Source organism: Cytobacillus firmus (assembly GCF_023715565.1).
GTDB classification, from domain to species: Bacteria; Bacillota; Bacilli; order Bacillales; family Cytobacillaceae; genus Cytobacillus; species Cytobacillus firmus_C.
The window spans coordinates 56,857-73,896 of sequence record NZ_JAMBOJ010000005.1 but is presented as its reverse complement, the minus strand read 5'-3'; the positions used below and the strand labels follow the sequence as shown (position 1 = coordinate 73,896).

At 39.7% G+C, this 17,040-nt stretch carries 15 protein-coding genes; 11 read left to right on the top strand and 4 right to left on the bottom strand.

What is annotated here, in order from left to right:
* Window positions 1-24: 24 nt before the first annotated feature.
* Window positions 25-978, top strand: a complete 954-nt coding sequence (locus tag M3205_RS03120; protein WP_251168630.1) for a branched-chain amino acid ABC transporter permease — start codon at window positions 25-27, stop codon at window positions 976-978.
* Window positions 979-1,147: 169 nt separating this feature from the next.
* On the opposite strand, the gene M3205_RS03115 is transcribed toward M3205_RS03120, so the two are convergent.
* Window positions 1,148-1,342 (bottom strand): hypothetical protein, encoded by a 195-nt coding sequence (locus M3205_RS03115; protein WP_251168587.1) that lies wholly within the window; start codon window positions 1,340-1,342, stop codon window positions 1,148-1,150.
* A gap of 707 nt (window positions 1,343-2,049) precedes the next feature.
* Between M3205_RS03115 and M3205_RS03110 the strand changes: the two genes are divergently transcribed.
* From M3205_RS03110 to vanY, 7 genes are all read left to right on the top strand, one after another.
* Window positions 2,050-2,718, top strand: coding sequence for a Type 1 glutamine amidotransferase-like domain-containing protein (locus tag M3205_RS03110; protein ID WP_251168629.1), 669 nt, complete (start codon window positions 2,050-2,052; stop codon window positions 2,716-2,718).
* A 72-nt stretch (window positions 2,719-2,790) separates the two neighbouring features.
* Complete coding sequence (locus tag M3205_RS03105) at window positions 2,791-3,621, top strand: sugar nucleotide-binding protein (protein ID WP_251168586.1); 831 nt, start codon at window positions 2,791-2,793, stop codon at window positions 3,619-3,621.
* Window positions 3,622-3,889: 268 nt separating this feature from the next.
* On the top strand, window positions 3,890-5,065 hold the full coding sequence (locus M3205_RS03100) for a styrene monooxygenase/indole monooxygenase family protein (RefSeq protein ID WP_251168585.1): 1,176 nt from the start codon (window positions 3,890-3,892) through the stop codon (window positions 5,063-5,065).
* A gap of 147 nt (window positions 5,066-5,212) precedes the next feature.
* Window positions 5,213-5,641, top strand: a complete 429-nt coding sequence (locus M3205_RS03095) for an organic hydroperoxide resistance protein (RefSeq protein WP_251168584.1) — start codon at window positions 5,213-5,215, stop codon at window positions 5,639-5,641.
* Window positions 5,642-5,846: 205 nt separating this feature from the next.
* Window positions 5,847-6,542: a vancomycin resistance response regulator transcription factor, VanR-F/VanR-M family gene (vanR, locus tag M3205_RS03090; protein WP_251168583.1), complete on the top strand. Its 696-nt coding sequence runs from the start codon at window positions 5,847-5,849 to the stop codon at window positions 6,540-6,542.
* On the top strand, window positions 6,535-7,647 hold the full coding sequence (locus tag M3205_RS03085; RefSeq protein ID WP_251168582.1) for a sensor histidine kinase: 1,113 nt from the start codon (window positions 6,535-6,537) through the stop codon (window positions 7,645-7,647). Before vanR ends, M3205_RS03085 begins: the two co-directional genes overlap by 8 nt.
* Before the next feature lie 95 nt (window positions 7,648-7,742).
* Window positions 7,743-8,591 (top strand): VanY-A/VanY-F/VanY-M family D-Ala-D-Ala carboxypeptidase, encoded by an 849-nt coding sequence (gene vanY / locus M3205_RS03080; RefSeq protein WP_251168581.1) that lies wholly within the window; start codon window positions 7,743-7,745, stop codon window positions 8,589-8,591.
* A gap of 403 nt (window positions 8,592-8,994) precedes the next feature.
* On the opposite strand, the gene M3205_RS03075 is transcribed toward vanY, so the two are convergent.
* Window positions 8,995-10,335: a D-serine ammonia-lyase gene (locus M3205_RS03075; RefSeq protein ID WP_251168580.1), complete on the bottom strand. Its 1,341-nt coding sequence runs from the start codon at window positions 10,333-10,335 to the stop codon at window positions 8,995-8,997.
* Window positions 10,336-10,734: 399 nt separating this feature from the next.
* On the opposite strand from M3205_RS03075, the gene M3205_RS03070 reads away from it, so the two are divergent.
* Complete coding sequence (locus tag M3205_RS03070; protein ID WP_251168579.1) at window positions 10,735-11,199, top strand: hypothetical protein; 465 nt, start codon at window positions 10,735-10,737, stop codon at window positions 11,197-11,199.
* Window positions 11,200-11,716: 517 nt separating this feature from the next.
* On the opposite strand, the gene M3205_RS03065 is transcribed toward M3205_RS03070, so the two are convergent.
* Entirely contained in the window at window positions 11,717-12,220 is a 504-nt protein-coding gene (locus M3205_RS03065; RefSeq protein ID WP_251168578.1) for a DinB family protein, read from the bottom strand.
* Window positions 12,221-12,394: 174 nt separating this feature from the next.
* On the opposite strand from M3205_RS03065, the gene M3205_RS03060 reads away from it, so the two are divergent.
* The gene (locus M3205_RS03060; RefSeq protein ID WP_251168577.1) at window positions 12,395-13,486 is read left to right on the top strand and encodes a tetratricopeptide repeat protein; all 1,092 of its coding nucleotides are present in this window, start codon (window positions 12,395-12,397) and stop codon (window positions 13,484-13,486) included.
* Window positions 13,487-13,527: 41 nt separating this feature from the next.
* On the opposite strand, the gene M3205_RS03055 is transcribed toward M3205_RS03060, so the two are convergent.
* Window positions 13,528-14,568, bottom strand: coding sequence for a UvrB/UvrC motif-containing protein (locus M3205_RS03055; protein WP_251168576.1), 1,041 nt, complete (start codon window positions 14,566-14,568; stop codon window positions 13,528-13,530).
* A 512-nt stretch (window positions 14,569-15,080) separates the two neighbouring features.
* Between M3205_RS03055 and M3205_RS03050 the strand changes: the two genes are divergently transcribed.
* Window positions 15,081-16,865: a sigma-54 interaction domain-containing protein gene (locus M3205_RS03050; protein ID WP_251168575.1), complete on the top strand. Its 1,785-nt coding sequence runs from the start codon at window positions 15,081-15,083 to the stop codon at window positions 16,863-16,865.
* Window positions 16,866-17,040 lie beyond the last annotated feature (175 nt).

Here is a 17,040-nt window from a genome sequence, read left to right as displayed (position 1 = left end):
GTGCCGCTGTATTGGGGGCTTGCCATTCTTTTGTTTATGCTGATGTTCCCCTTTGTCAATGACACCAGGAGCACGCTGATTCTGCTTACACAAATCTTTATCTTTGCTATTTTTGCGATGAGCTTTGATATTTTGTTAGGCTATACCGGCATTGTATCATTCGGGCATTGTATGTTCTTTGGAATCGGTGCATACAGCACGGCCATTATTTTCAATAAGCTGGATGCCACAATGCCAAACTTCTTAATAGGATTGCTGATAGGCATCTTTCTATCGGCATTGGTAAGCTATTTAATTGGTTTGCTGTCACTAAGGCTGAAGAGCCACTTTTATGCGATGCTGACTCTGGCCGTATCGCAGCTTTTTCTTGTACTGGCAGAGAAATGGAGGGGGCTGACACATGGGGGAGACGGTTTTACCTTCAGTGTGCCCGACATATTTAAAGACCGTACTTCCTTCTATTATATTACTCTTATAAGTATGGCCATTGTTTTTATCCTCTTGAAGCTCATTACAGAATTGTCCACAGGCAGGGTGCTAAAAGCCATTTCCCAGAATGAAGATCGGGCAGAAGCCCTGGGTTATAAAACTCTGCACTATAAACTCATTGCCAGTGTAACGGCCGGTGTTGCTGCTTCTTTCAGCGGAGCCCTGTATGCCATATCACTCCGGTTCATTAATACCAATGTCTTTTCAATTGAAGTGACTCTGGATGCACTCTTAATGACGATGATTGGGGGACTCGGAACACTCGCAGGTGCCATAGCAGGTGCAGGGATCATCGAGTTTTTGAGACATTATCTTTCAGAGCTTGCGATGACCTATCCAATCTTTGAACGTTGGACGATCATCCTAGGGATTCTGTATATCGTGGTGCTCCTAGGGTTCCCTTCCGGTTTGGCAGGTGTTATTAAAAGATTGACCTTGAGAAACGGGAGAAAGGGTAGGAAGAACAGGGAAGCGGGTAGAGCAGCTTAGTATGAGGCGGCAGAAAATTTGTCATAAAAATAAATAAAAGTTCCGGTTAAGTTGACGTGTGAATTTGTGCACGTCATTTTTTATTAAGGTTATCTGCGGGGGATAGAGAAAATGCCAATTTCCATAAATATTTATTCCGTTATATCCCAAAGAATCCTTTGTAAAAGTATTAATTAATTTCAATAAGTTTACCAGTAGTAGGATCGACAAATATCGTTATTTTTTGTTTTTTGGCATTTTCACCTATAAAAAGGTATCCTTTATCAGATTTAAAGGGATTCCACTGATTAACAAGTATTAGAGCTTGTGCTTCAGTATCTAAGATGATTAATGATAGTATTGTCCCAAGTTTAATATTTCTCACGCTAGAACCCCTATAATACAGCAGTTTATATACAATTAGTTGAATTATACAAATTTATAATATCTTGAAACAACATTACTTGGTAACCTGCAGGCTTTCCAGTCCTGATGCAGAGACAAGTTGCCCTATCTACACAGTGCTTTGTTTTCCGTTAAATTGGTTATAGATTGTATAGTATTCTTAAAGTGATTTTGTTAGTAAAATACTTGGACCCATTGATTGCAGCATAATAATCTTTTATTTCACTTCTTAGTTGATAGGAATCTTTAAATCTTGCAGCAACACATACTCCTACAACGTAAGAACTTCTTTTAAGAGTGTTACAGTGATCGGTGTTTTTAAAAATAATAACAGTGATATTCAATGCAACAAGAGATGTTATCACATCACCTTTTGACCAGGATACAATAACCTACGAGCTATAGATTGTACAGCTCTTTTTATATAAATATACAGTCACAGTTTTTGAACAAGAACTATTTGCACACTTTTTTTAGAGAGCAACTTGTTAGTAAAATCCCACTACGGCGGCAGTTTTTCATATCCAACTAACGGGACGCTATTTTAGACAAGGAATTTAAACAACGACTGAAGAAGTAGTAATACTAAATAAAGTTTTTCATTCCAAAAGATATTTTATTTTAAGGTTAAAAAGGAATTACCTGATTTAAAAAAGTTGTAGCTTGTAACGACAAGGAGTTGTGATGATGAAATTACTGCTTACATCTGCAGGCATCAATAACAAAAGCATACATGACGCGCTGGTTGATATGCTGGGCAAGCCAATCGCCGAATCCAACGCACTGTGCATTCCCACCGCGATGTACGGACATCCAGGGGTCGGTCCTGGTGTCAAAGCCTGGGAGTTTATTAGCGGGAAAGAAGAGAATCCGATGGTCGCCCTGGACTGGAAGTCTGTCGGCGTATTGGAACTCACAGCGCTGCCAAGCATCGGAGAAGACCGATGGGTGCCGCTGGTCCGGGAGACAGACGCTCTGCTGGTGTCGGGCGGAGATGCCCTCTACCTTTGCCATTGGATGAGGAAGTCAGGACTCGCAGACCTCTTGCCGTCACTGAACTCAGTTTATGTGGGTATGAGTGCCGGGAGCATGGTGATGGCACCTAACATCGGAGACTTCTTCGTTGGCTGGGATCCACCCAACGGTGGTGATGAAACGCTCGGACTTGTCGATTTTGCCATGTTCCCGCATTTGGATCACAAGATGCTGCCATATAACACGATGGCTAATGCGGAGAAATGGGCCGCTGAGATGAAGGGGCCGGCCTATGCAATTGACGATCACACCGCCATCAAGGTGATCGACGGAGAGATCGAAATTGTCTCCGAAGGGGAATGGAAACTGTTTTCGAAATGAAATTACTCCGCCGCTAACAGTTCAAAATGTCTAGCTTATGATAAAAAAGGGTCTGATAAAGGGGAAATGACAATGGAAAAGGTTCTAATCCTTGGTGCAAGCGGTCTAGTAGGCAGATCCTTAGCTGATGAATTTAAAGAGGGATTTGACCTATATGGAACCTATTCTTCTTCATCTACAAGCCTTCCCGAAAGTAAGCAATTCCAATTGGAAGTGCAGCAAATCGATAAGATGAGACAAATTATACGATCAATTAAGCCTGACGCAGTGATTTCTTGCATAAGAGGGGATTTCGATCACCAGCTCCAGTTTCATAAAGAATTGGCTATGGAGTTAAGGAGTCTCGGCAGCAGTTTGTATTTCTTGTCTACCACAAATGTTTTTGATGGTGACTTTTCAAAACCGCATACTGAAATGGATATACCGATTTCCGAAACAGATTATGGGAAATTCAAAATTGAATGTGAGAATATGCTAAACAAAGTTTTAGGTGAGGGATTGATCATTATCCGAATCCCCGCGATATGGGGGAAGGATTCTCCAAGATTGAACTTAATTAGAGAAAGCATAAAACAAGACAAAATGATTGATGTGTATAGTAATTTAATATGCAGCAATCTTTTGGATGTCGTGTTAGCAAGACAGTTCCGGTACATCATTGAAAATAAACTAAAGGGCATTTTTCACTTAGCTTCACAGGATCTAATAGCTTATGGAGAATTCTTTGAACAGATCGTAAATGCTGTTGCAAGTGAAAAGAATATTTTGCAATATAACCTATTTCAAGACAATGAGAACACCCATTATTTTGCATTGAAATCAATTCGCGAAGATATTCCAGATTCTCTGCAATGCAAGAATAAAGATATTATTTCTTATCTGCTGGGAGAATTGAACCCCTGAACAGGACAGGCGGGTTATCAAAGTCCCAAACTATATTCATAAAAAAATGGAAAAGGTGTTATAGGCCTTTTCCGTTTTTTTGTCTAAGCCATAGCCCCATCATCATATTCCACCTTTAATTTCACCCTATTTCTTAGAAATAATAACAGTAAATTAAATAAATTGACGCATTTACAACACTGTATGTTTTATTTAGACTGTAAAAGTTGGAAAATTAAGAAATTTTATGCCTGTCGGACGGATATTATATGACAAAGGGGAGAGAATCATGAGCAGGAAAATATGTATTTTAGGCAGTGGTACAGCAGGGTTGCAACTGGCTTATTCTCTTAAAGATGAATTTGATGTAACGATTATTCACTCAAACTCTTCGGAAAAGATTCATCATGGACGAATTACGTCTACACAAGTGCACTTTGGTCCAACAAGAACCCGGGAAAACCGTTTTAACATGCCAAAGTGGGATGAAAAAACGCTTATTAATAGTATCCATATGACGATAGGTGATCATAAGTTATTTGCTGGAAAGCTAAAAGAGCCAGCATTATCTGTTGACCAGCGACTTTACTTCTCCCATTGCTTGGAAGATCTTGAAAACAAGGGTGTATCTACTCGGCTTCTAAGAGTTAATAAAGATCAGGCCGAAAATTTGGCAGATGAATTTGATTTAATCGTTGATTGTACAGGAAAATCGGGCCCTATCTTTCCCTTTCCTATTGAAGAGGAGCTTTCTCCTTTCCAAGTGCCTCAGCGAAAATGTATCGTTGGTTATTTTAATGGAGTAAAACCTGTTGAGCCTTCTGGTGTAAGCGTAACAGTCCTGCCTGAAATAGGTGAAATGTTTGAGATTCCTGCAATCACAGAACATGGGCCAGTTACGATATTGTTCATTATGGCCATTCCAGACAGGGAGTTAGATGTATTTAAAGAAATTAAGCATGAAAAAGAATTTACAAATCAAATGAGGCATGTCACAAAAAAATACTTCAAAGATATCCATGACCGCATCGATCAGGATCGCTTTGCACTTTCCGATGAGAATGCCTTCCTTAAGGTTGCAATAAATCCTGTAATTAGAAAACCTTATGCAACAATAAAAAATAAACTGGCAGTCGGCTGTGGAGATAGTGTTTTTCTAAATGATCCGATTACTGGCCAAGGCTGTAATCTGTCTTCTTACTGTGCTGAACAATTATACGAAACATTAATTCAATATAAAAATTCTAAATGGGACATCGGGCTCGGGGAGGCATATTGGACACGTACAAAACCATTTGTAAAAGAAGTAACAGCATGGACCAATGCAATGACTCAGGCACTGCCTCAACATGTTATTCAAACCTTATTAGCAGGCGCAGAAAATCAAAAGATTGCAGACGAAGCAGCAGAGTGGTTCGAGAACCCGCGAAAAGCTTATAACGCTTTTTTTCAACCGTTGCATTAAGAATAGAAGAATGATGTCCGGAGTTAATTAAGTCTGATGTTCTATTCTTTGTTTAATGACCCTTTAACGGGGAATAGATTGGAACAGTCTATGGTTACTATAAGTTAGTACCAGGTGCAATCTATCACGTTAAGGGGAGTTGTCAAATTGCTGAAGATTGAAAAGAATGTGTACACAGCTAATGTTAATGTTCAAGGCGGCAGGGAAGGAAAAGCGGTCTCTGATGATAATAATCTGAATGTAGACCTGGGGTATCCTAAGGAGTTAGGAGGGGATGGAAAAGGAACCAATCCGGAGCAGCTGTTCGCTGCAGGCTTTGCTGCTTGCTTCGAGGGAGCCATGGGCACAGTGATGAGGAAAAAGAAAATTAAAGCTGACGGCATTACGATTGATTCAAAAGCTACGCTTGGAAAGGATGCGGACGATGGCTTTGTTCTTGCCATTACTATGGATGTCACCATAAAAGGTGTTGAAACCAGCGTGGCAGAAGAAATCGTTGCAGAAGCTCACAAGGTTTGCCCTTATGCGAGAGCAACTGAGGGGAATATTGAAGTAGTTACAAATGTTGTTGAGTAATCAGTCAAAAGGATTCACTTATGAGTGTCTATCTTGAAAAAGATAGGCACTTTTTATTTTGATTGATAAAATCATTCTGTACTCCTTAGAAGAAAACTATTGCTATCACCTTGTGATTATTTCTTTGAAAAAAAACCGGAAATAATAGAAAATGAATAGGTCATGATTTACTAGCAGGATGATCATTTTTTTTAGGAGTGGAAAGATGAGAGATATATCGATTCTAATTGCGGATGATGAGGAGGATATTGCGGATCTGGTTGCCATCCATTTAGAAAAAGAAGGCTATCATGTGATTAAGGTTTCCGATGGCGAGGAAGCGGTTCGGGTCGTCGAGACACAACCGGTTGATTTGCTGATTTTGGATATTATGATGCCGAAGATGGACGGGTACGAGGTAACGCGCCGCATTCGCGGGCAGCATAATATGCCCATTATCTTTCTGAGTGCTAAAACATCTGATTTTGATAAAGTACAGGGGCTGGTCATTGGAGCGGATGATTATATGACAAAGCCTTTCGCCCCGATCGAATTGGTTGCCCGTGTAAATGCGCAGCTGCGGCGTTTTAAACAGCTGAATCAGCCGAAAGCCGACCCTAAAAATTGGCTTGAATATGGCGGGTTGATGATCACCCCTGATCAGCGCACAGTAAACCTATATGGTGAAACCATTGAACTTACGCCGAAAGAGTTCGATATTTTATATTTGCTTGCCAGTCATCCAAAGAAGGTGTTCAGTGTGGAAAATATTTTTCAGCAGGTGTGGGGAGAAGCCTACTTTGAAAACGGCAATACGGTGATGGTGCATATTCGGACGCTCAGGAAAAAGCTTGAAGAGGACAGACATAACCACAAATGGATCAAAACCGTGTGGGGAGTCGGGTATTCGTTCAATGGGTAAACTGATGAGCAGCTTTCGGTCGAAGATGGTTCTGCTATTTAGTTTAAGTATGGTTTTTTCCGGATTAATCACGTTTATCATTTTTAAATCATTGCAATTTTATTATCACGAGAATGTCCAGTATGGGGACAGGCTGCAATACTATCGTCTATTGATAGCACAAATTGGCGACATTAACGTCTTTTTGCTGCTGTTTATCCCGCTTTCGTTCCTATTCTTTTACCTGCTGACAAAGCGGTATTCCCGTTATTTTAACGAAATTTCAACCGGGATCCATCATCTCTCCAGGGGAGACTTTTCGCATCATGTTCCCATACAGTCCAATGATGAATTTGGGGATATTGCCCGTGATATCAACTTGGCAAGTGAAAAGCTTAAACAAGCAGTAGAAAGAGGAGACTTTTCGGAAAGCAGCAAGGATCAGCTGGTCGTAAATCTGGCTCATGATTTGCGGACACCGCTGACTTCTGTGTTGGGATATCTGGATTTAATCCTGAAGGATGGGACCTTGAGTGAGGAACAAGCCAGGCACTTCTTGACGATAGCCTTTACAAAATCGCAGCGTTTGGATAAATTGATTGATGAATTATTTGAAATTACGAGAATGAATTATGGCATGCTCCCAGTTGAAAAAAAGAGGTTTAATTTAACGGACCTGCTTAATCAATTGAAGGAAGAATTGTACCCTGCTTTCAAAAAGAATCATTTGACTGCCCGTATTGATTGCATCCCTCATCTGCCTATTTTGGCTGATGGAGAACTGATCGCTCGTGTATTTGAAAATCTTCTAACGAATGCCATCCGATATGGGTATGATGGACAGTATGTCGATATTAACGGAACCATTGAAGGGGATGAAGTGGCCGTTCAAGTGGTGAATTATGGAGATACTATTCCTCCAGATGAGCTTCCGCATCTATTTGATATGTTTTATACCGGTGACAAAGCACGTACCCATCAGGAAGACAGCACTGGTCTGGGATTGTTTATCGCGAAAAATATTGTAGAGCAGCATAATGGTACGATTACCGCAGAGAGCAGCGTCATTCGGACTATTTTTGAAGTGCGGCTGCCGTTAGAAAGTGAACCTAGTAATGAAGGTTAGCTGGGATTTAAGAAAAATTTAAACATTACCCTACTCTTTATTTAAATAGTTTTTCCTATTCTTTAATTAAGGAAGAATAAGGAGGAAGCTGTAAAATGAAGATGTGGGGTTTTTTACTAGTAGTTTTCATAGGATTAACATTCGTTAACCTGGACACATTTTTTGAACCAGATGTAAAGATCCAAAATGAAATAGAGGATAGCAGCTCTGTTAATGATTATAAGAAGGAAATAGATGAAGAACAAATCTATCAAGGAAATCTGCTTTTGGTGAATGATCAATATCCGGTTCACCCGCAAAGTGTGAAATCAGATATCATCAATCTGTCCGAGGGCTATGGAGGGATAAGGGACTACACTGTGTTAAACAGAGACACTCTTTTGTCCGAGGCTGTGGAACAGGAATTCTCTAAGATGATCGCTGCGGCCAAAAAAGAAGGGATCCGGAATTTCTCCATTACCAGCGGCTTTCGAGGGTTTGACGAGCAAAGTATGCTGTATCAGGAGATGGGTTCTGATTATGCCCTGCCAGCTGGATATAGCGAGCATAATGTAGGGTTATCGCTTGATGTAGGCTCCACGCAAACGAAGATGGCCCATGCACCTGAAGGCAAGTGGATTGAAGAAAACGCATGGAAATACGGGTTCATCCTGCGTTATCCGAAGGACAAGACAGACATAACAGGAATACAATATGAACCTTGGCATATCCGCTATGTCGGCCTCCCTCATAGTGCAATTATGAAGGAAAAGAATCTTGTTTTAGAAGAATACTTAGAGTATGTAAAAGAAGAAAAGCAAATCTCTGCTGAAATTGATGGAGAGACATACAATATTACTTATTACCCGATATCCCAAACAGGTACGATTAATGTACCGGAGGATCAACATTATGAGATTTCAGGGAACAATATGGATGGCGTGATTGTAACTGTAAAGGGATGAATCAGGGCTATTAAATTACTGGAATTCCAGCATTTACAGAGTATATGGCAGCTTTAGCTATTATTCCAACAAGCGCTGTTGATCCAGCTTTTTATGCGTTAAATTTAAGTTATTAATTTAAAAGGAGATCCGTGCACCTTACGGATTTCCTTTTCTATCTATGTATATATTCTTCTGATTCCAAAAAGTTTCACAAAGGTTAAGAGATCAAAAAAAGGGTGGATCATTAGCAACTCGCCCACCCACGCACCAAGATTCACCTGTTGTCGCCCTCTGGCTGGAATTCACCAGGACTGAGGAGAGGTTTAAGGTTCTCCCAGTTACAATCATTATATGCCGGTTATTACTTGTTTATGTCCCATTGGCTATCAGGCAGTTTCGGATTCTAATGTCTATATTCCTTTTATTTCTCCGATGCTACTTCCAAGCCTTTTTGATAATATTGTGCCATCATTTCTTCAGGAACCATGCTGCCGCCAGTCGCCCAAACAATATGTGTCCCCTTATTAAGTGCTTCCGTCAAACCATTCCTCTTTAAATAATCTCTGCCTTCATTAAATAATTTACTTGGTCCAATCAGCCCTGCTAGTGCAGAAGGTTCTAACTGGATACCCTCAGTATCAGACAGTTCCTTTAATAATTTATACAGCAGTTCATCACTAACAGTATAATTTCCACCTAGAAACGGCTCTATTGTTTTACCAACAAAGCCCGAAGGCCTTCCTACAGCAAGCCCGTCAGCGTCTGTAAGATTATCAATGCCAATATCTTGTACAGAAACTTTATCATGAAGACCAGTCATTAAGCCGAGCAGCATACATGGTGAGTGGGTAGGTTCAGCAAAAAAACAGTGAATATCGTCCTGGAACAATAATTTTAAACCGAAAGCTACGCCTCCGGGACCGCCGCCTACGCCACATGGAAGGTAAACAAACAATGGGTGATTTTTATCTACTCTTATCCCTAGCTCTGCTAATTGTTTCTTCAATCGTGATGCAGCCACTGCATAGCCTAGAAATAGGTCGTGGGAATTTTCATCATCTACAAAATAACATGTTGGGTCACTATCTGCTTGGGATCGACCTTCTTCTACCGCTTTACTATAATCCGCTTCATATTCAATCACTTTGACATTTTTGCTTCTGAGCAACTCTTTTTTCCACTGTTTTGCATCAGCTGACATATGAACAGAAACATTAAAACCTAATTTTGCACTTATGATGCCAATACTAAGTCCTAAGTTTCCAGTTGAGCCTACTGCGATTGAGTATTGTGAGAAAAAGGTACGGAATTTATCACTATCTAAAATCGAATAATCATCTTGTATGGTTAACAATTGATGTTCGATAGCAAATTGTTCTGCATGCTTAAGAATTTCATAAATCCCGCCTCTTGCTTTAATAGATCCGGATATAGGAAGGTGACTATCGCACTTTAATAATAATTCTCCTGAAATCGGCTGCTGATCATTCTGTTCTAAGGATTTTTTCATTGAAGGTATTCTTACTAAAGGGGATTCAATAATACCATTGGATTCTTTTGTTTCAGGAAAAGCTTTAGAGATAAAGGGTGCAAAACGTTGCAGCCTTTCCTCTGCATCTTTTACATCTTCTAGAGTAAGGGGAGATTTTTTAATTCCAGTTTGAAACTTTTCCAGATTAGGATTGATCCAAAAAACCTCTTCTGTCGATATGAGCTTGTTTAGTAAAGGATATTTGTCTTTCCATGCTTGTAAGTCTTTCATTTGTTTAATCCTCCTAATGTGCAATGATATGCTTTCGAATTTTCACATTTAATTTAACATTTTATAGAAGAGGGCCGGGCAATGAGCTCCGGCATTTATGTATATACCCTTGCCATCCATAATGATGGTTACAGTTATGTATTCGATGGGAATCAAAATTAACCTTCAATTCTCAAGACTTTCAACCTAGATAGGTAAGTAAATTGAAGAGAAAATCATTGGATAATCGAAAAAACGCAGAGTTTAGCTGCATAGGGAGTTTAGTTTGTGAAGAGTGCTTACATAATAATAAGTGTGATGCTAAGTAATATTAACTGTTATCTTCGGGTAATTGATACATGAGTATTAACTTGAAGTGGAGGTGAACATATCAGATACAGAGTAACGGGCTCAGATAGAATGGCAACATCTGTAGAAAGGCTATTATGGAGTATTGCACTGCCTGGCTTTGGGCAATTTTTAAATGGAAAAGTAATAAAGGGAATGGTTATTGTATTATTAGAGTTCCTTATTAATGTAAAAGCGAATTTCAACGGGGTCATTATTTTAAGTTTTCATGGGAATATTGAAAAGGCAATTGAGGAAACCAATTATTTGTGGCTGATGTTTTATCCTTGTTTGTATTTCTTTGCGATGTGGGATTCCTATAAGGATGCGGGTGGAGGAAGGAACAGTTATTCTTTTCTACCGTTTGTATGTTGTGCTTATTTTGTAACAGTGGGGTGTATATATTCCTCTACCTTTAAACCCTTTGATGTATTATTAGGGCCGATCTGGCTGCCCATTTTGTGTGTAATACCGGGAGTCGGTGTGGGGGTTATCATAATGAAGATAATAAGGAAGAAACACATCAATCCATTTTAAGCAGTGCAGTTTTTTTATCGCATACTGTACCTATTTTTGGTCATTTGGGACTATTAGAACATAAGTTCCAATTATGGTATAATATAGAATAGCTACAAGGCAGGGTATGGGAGCGGTGGCTACCCCCGAGGTCAGGAAGGGGGTGCTGTCGTGTACGTAACGAATGATGATCTAAATGTTATGATTGCTTTCGCTACTCTAGTCGTCACTATTATTGTCGCAGCACAATCTGGCAAAAATAAAAACGACTAGCCCACCCTGATTTGGCCGTCGGGTCGTGGAACTAGTCATTTTCATATCGCGACCTCAGCCACCGCAAACTTATACTGCGGAGTAGCTAAGATGAAGACTTGGGTGTGACAGCACCCGAGTCTTTATTTTTATGTTGTGTTCTTATTTAAATAATATACTAATACATTCTATTCATCAAGTGTTCTGATTATTCAAGCAGACTTCTTCCTATGTATATCCACAAGATTCATTATGCAAAGAAAATCGCTCGATGAACTTGATCATTTTATAGCGGCGGAGTGTCCACTCCTAAATGAACCCAATCCTCTTTAGGCGGGCCATAAACTCCAAAAGGCTTTAATCCTGCCTGGCGGATCAGAATGGTCAATTGCCCCCTATGATGCACAATGTGTTTAATTAAGCCCATTAAAATTTGTGCATTGGTTTCTTCTCGTCCAAATGCGTTCTGTGTCTGGCTCAATGTGTCCTCTGTCCATTGCTGTTGAATCGCCTGTGCTGCTTCTTCACTCAGTTTTTTGAATGTACCCGCAATCTCTTTTGCCGAAGCGGGGACATTTGCTTCATCTTCTGTTGTTGGCACTTTTACTCCGAAGTGAGCTAAATAATCCGGAATACTTGCTGTTAAGTGCCACGCAATTCTTCCTAATGTGCGTCCTTCCGGGTAAACCTGCTGCTTTAAAGAATCATCTGTTAATCCGTCTAAAACGTTTTGTGTAAGCTGTGCTTCTTTGTTCCACTCTTTAATAAAGTCTGAGACTGTCACGTACATAAAGAATCCCTCCGTTCATTGAACTAAATTATAAAACACCTGTTCGTGTTTTTCAAGGAGCTCATCCTGTCAGTCTGGATAAGCAAGACATAGAACTGTTACAAAATCTTCACAATTCATTCGACAATATTCGCGCGAAACTGGCGGCTGATTTCTATATAGTGAAAGTGTTGAATGGTACGTTTCTTAATAGATTGGGGTGTAATGATGAGAACGTTAAAGATAAAAGACTTAACCCTTGATGAGCTGGAGGAACTGGAGCATCATATGCATGAAAACGGCGAAAAAGGCGATTACGGCTATTACATGCAGCTGGTGATCCTTTATGAAACGATGTTTAAAAAGCTTACCAATCTGGCTAAAAATAATGGCCCATACTACGATGACGCCTTTAAGCAAACGAAAAGACTGCTGGTATCCACTCTAATTAAATATGGCTCCTACTTAAAAATGAATCACTTCAAGGATGACGGGGATGCGGTGGAATCACTCTTAAAGGCGGTAAGACTGGAGCGAAAACTGCCAATAGCCTATTACCGTCTCGGCTGTCTAGCCTATAAACATGGCAAATACGGTTCTGCAGTCCGCTATTTCCAGCAGGCCTTAAGCAAGCATCTGATCGGTGACCCAAGCTGCAGCCTTAATCAGCAGCAGGAACTTCATGCTCATATGTATTTAGCCAATAGCGGACTGCATGTTGCGAACGAAACCTATGAAACGATGGGAAAACTTCCATATCCGGATCAGCTCCCGAAAGCAGAGCTGTCCCCGTTAACTGAAGCCTTAACAGCCAACGAAACCTACCTGCATAACCATGCCTTCTACAAAATCACAAAAAACAAAACCGGAACCTGCTCAAAGGAAGAGTGCGAAACCATCTTTGGAAACAGTGAAGCTGATGAGCTGGTTCTCTACTTTAATGACCGGGAAAATATTCTCCTATTAAATGGGCAGGATCCCATCATTACCCCAACAGAGGCGAATATGATCAGACATTTAATACTGTCCTCCAGCAGAGAGAATCCATGTACAAGAATCACGATGCGGGATTTCTTCGGAAGAACAGGAAGTGATGGCGAGGTGAAAAAGAGAACCTTCACCAAATCCATTGAAAGGCTCAGGGTAAAGCTGCGGAATTTTGATATACCTGAGATAATTGATTTAACGGAACACAGGGGAGAGCCTGCGTATTATTTTAAAGATATTCATCCATATACCATTCTTTTCAGGGTGGATGATGCGTTCACGAATGAGTATGTGAACTGATCAGGATGATTAGCATGCTAAATTGGAATGGAAAAAGCCCCTTATTCATGATGAATAGGGGGCTCAAAGTGTTGGTTATGCAGTAAATTCTTTAATGCTGAATCCAGGGCGGCATGATTCTCAGAATCCAGCCAGCTTTCCTGAATGATGAAATAAGAGCAGCTGCCGCTGTGTAAATAACGGTAAATAATATGCGCAACATCGATTTCTTCTCTGCTAATCTCTCCGGCAGCCTGTGTTTCATCATTTTTAAAATGAGCTAAAATGTCCGTTTTTATCTTTTCCTCCATGCTGTTTACTGCTGCATAGCTTTGGCTGAACAGAATATCTGTCCTTTTAATAAGGAAAAGTTTCAATGTTGTATCTGATAATCTTTCAATCGCAGCGATGGTATGATTTTCTTCCGTAAATTCGATTACCTTTTCTTTTTTCAGCAGGGTGCTTACGGCCTGTATATGATCCCGATAGGCGGACGCCGCTTCAAACTCAAAATTTTCTGAGGCACTCAGCATCATTTGATTCATGTCTTCCAAGATACTCATGTCTGTGCCTTTCAGAAAATTGATAAACCTGTCCAGAATGTCATTGTACTGTTGTTCCGCAGGCCCTCCAAGACACCGGCCAAGGCATGAGCCTAAGGAATAATTCAGGCAGGCTGAGTTTGTTCCATTAGGATTGCTGCAATTCAGCTTAAAGCATTCTTTCAACCCCCGGATAGCTCTTTCCACTCTTCTCCGGCTTGTAAAAGGGCCAAAATAAACCTTGCCATCTTTTTCAATAGGATCAAAGGCAATATCAATCTTACGGTGATTGCCAGTAAGATCAATCGATATATATATGAATGACTGCGGACTCTTCATCATTCGATTATAGAGCGGTTTAATGCTTTTTATTAATTGGCATTCAAGCATAAAAGCCTCAAATTCGGTATCTGTCAGGATGTAGTCAAAATCCCTTAAGTGTTTAACCAGCTTTTTAATCTTCGGTAAATGGTTCGCAGAGTTCCGGAAATAAGACTGAACCCGATTCTTAAGATTCTTCGCTTTTCCCACATACAGAACTTGGCCCTGGGAATCCTTCATCAGATAGACGCCTGGAGTTACTGGCAGGTTTTTTATCTTGTCAGGGAGATTAATAGGGATTCATTCCTTTACTAGATAATATAATAGTATTTTAACATGAGAAGGATTTGGCAGGTATTTCTCTGATTGGTATAACGGTAGTGGGAGAGGCGGGACTACTATTATTAGTCTAAGTTTTGAGGAAACTGTGCCCCAACCGAGATTTATGCAATAAAAATAGTATGTTTCTAGCAACTTTAACAGTAAGTTGCTTATTTTGCTTGGGAAAATATTGAACAGGATCTGTACCAGCAGGATGATTCTAACCAGTGTTTTGCCCCATCAATCTTATAAACTATCGAAATATTTCCTAGAAAAAATGTTATATTAAAAACCACTACTGTCGTGAATATTCAGAATTTTCCAGAGGTTTTTCGATTTTCAAATCGAATGATATATATCATGAAGCAAATCTGAGAGACAGATAAACTTTCCTGCTCATTAGGAGGAACTAATGTATTAGGAGGATATTAATGGGTAAATCAATCCTTTTTGAAATTCAAGAAGAAGTGAATTTAGTAGCAGAAGCCATTAAGTCTGTGTTGTCTTTAGAAGTTATTATTTATGATAAAAACAAAGTTGTTGTTACGGCTACAGGCGGGGGCACGCATGCTGTTGTAGGAGAGCCGGTTCGGGGGCACATCATCGAAGAGGTCTTAAAAACAAATCAGCCTGTTTACAATTTAGAGCCAGGTTTCCATGACGTATGTAAAAGCTGTATCCTTCATCAGAATTGCCCTGAAAAATCAGATGTTTCCTATCCATTAACACATGAGGGCGAAATTGTCGGGGTTATCAGTTTAACGGCATTCTCTGAAAAACAAAAAAATGAATTTAAAGAGAAGCACCGTATATTATCCAATTATCTCGATAAAATGGCGGATTTAATCAGCAGCAAAATAAATGGAACATCTTTATTAAAGAAATATTTATCAACCTCACAAATGCTGCAAGTGACAATTCAATCCATGTATGAGGGCATCATTGCTGTTGATCAAAAAGGGTTTATATTAGAGATGAACCGTTCCGCAGAAAAAATACTAAATATAAAAAAACAGAGTGTGTTAACTTCAAATATTTCCGAAGTTATTCAAAATCTGCCGATTACAAAAGTATTTTCTACCGGACAAGGATACTCAGATAAGGAATGTTCTCTTGTTGTGAACGGAAAAGTGATTCAAGTCATCATTAGTGCTAATCCTTTGATCCATAACGGGCAAATTATTGGATGTGCGATTACACTCAAAGATTTAGCTGAAGTTCAAAAGTTTGCCTATTCTATTACATCAGAGGTAGATGATTCTACATTCGATATTATAGTAGGGAAAAGCCATGCTATATTGCAAACAAAGGCTGCAGCCAAAAAAGTTGCGGCAACCGATTCTACAGTCATTTTCCTGGGAGAGAGCGGGACGGGAAAGGAACTTTTTGCGAGAGCGCTGCATCAAGAGAGCAAAAGAGTTAAAAAACCATTTCGGGCCATAAATTGTGCCGCCATTCCTGAACATTTACTGGAAAGTGAATTGTTTGGGTATAGCGAGGGTGCTTTTACGGGTGCAAGGAAGAGCGGAAAGCCTGGAAAATTTGAAATGGCACAAGGAGGCACCATCTTTCTGGATGAAATAGGTGATATGCCATTGCATTTACAAGTGAAGCTGTTGAGAGTGCTGGAAGAAAGAAAAATTGAACGAATTGGATCTAATACTTCTATAGATATTGATATAAGAGTGGTTGCAGCAACCCATAAAAACTTAGAAAAGATGGTAGCAGATGGGGAATTCCGACAGGATTTATTTTTTAGGTTAAGCGTTATTCCGCTGCATATCCCGCCACTGAGGGAAAGAGAGGGTGATATTCCAGTCCTCCTTCAGTATTTTGTACAGCACTATGACAAAATTACTGGAAAAAAAGTGAGAGGTTTCACTCCTGAAGCGGAGAATAGGCTGTGTTCGTATAATTGGCCAGGTAATATTCGTGAACTCCAAAATGCAGTGGAATATGCCATAAACATGGCAACTGACCACTGGATTAGAGTAGAAAACCTGCCTCCAAGAATCCGTCATCATGATCCGCTGAACGATGTTAAAGAAAATATTACTCTAGCAGAAATGGAAGAAAGAATGATAAAGGATGCATTAAAAAAATACGGTGATACATTGAATGGAAAAAAACAAGCAGCAGATGAACTAGGTATAAATGTAGCAACGCTTTACAGGAAAATTAATAAATACGAGATTAATCGCAAAATGCAATTATAGTTCGCAAATTGCGATTACCCTAGAAACATAGCAGATTTGTCTTTTTTTTATAATTTGGACAGATCTTCTATGTTTTTTTTGCAAATTGCGAACAATGGATCTTAGTGATGTTTTTTGCAAAAGAGAAGTTGTCCTGTATATCCCTTATAAACAGGGGGCTTTTATTAAAATATAT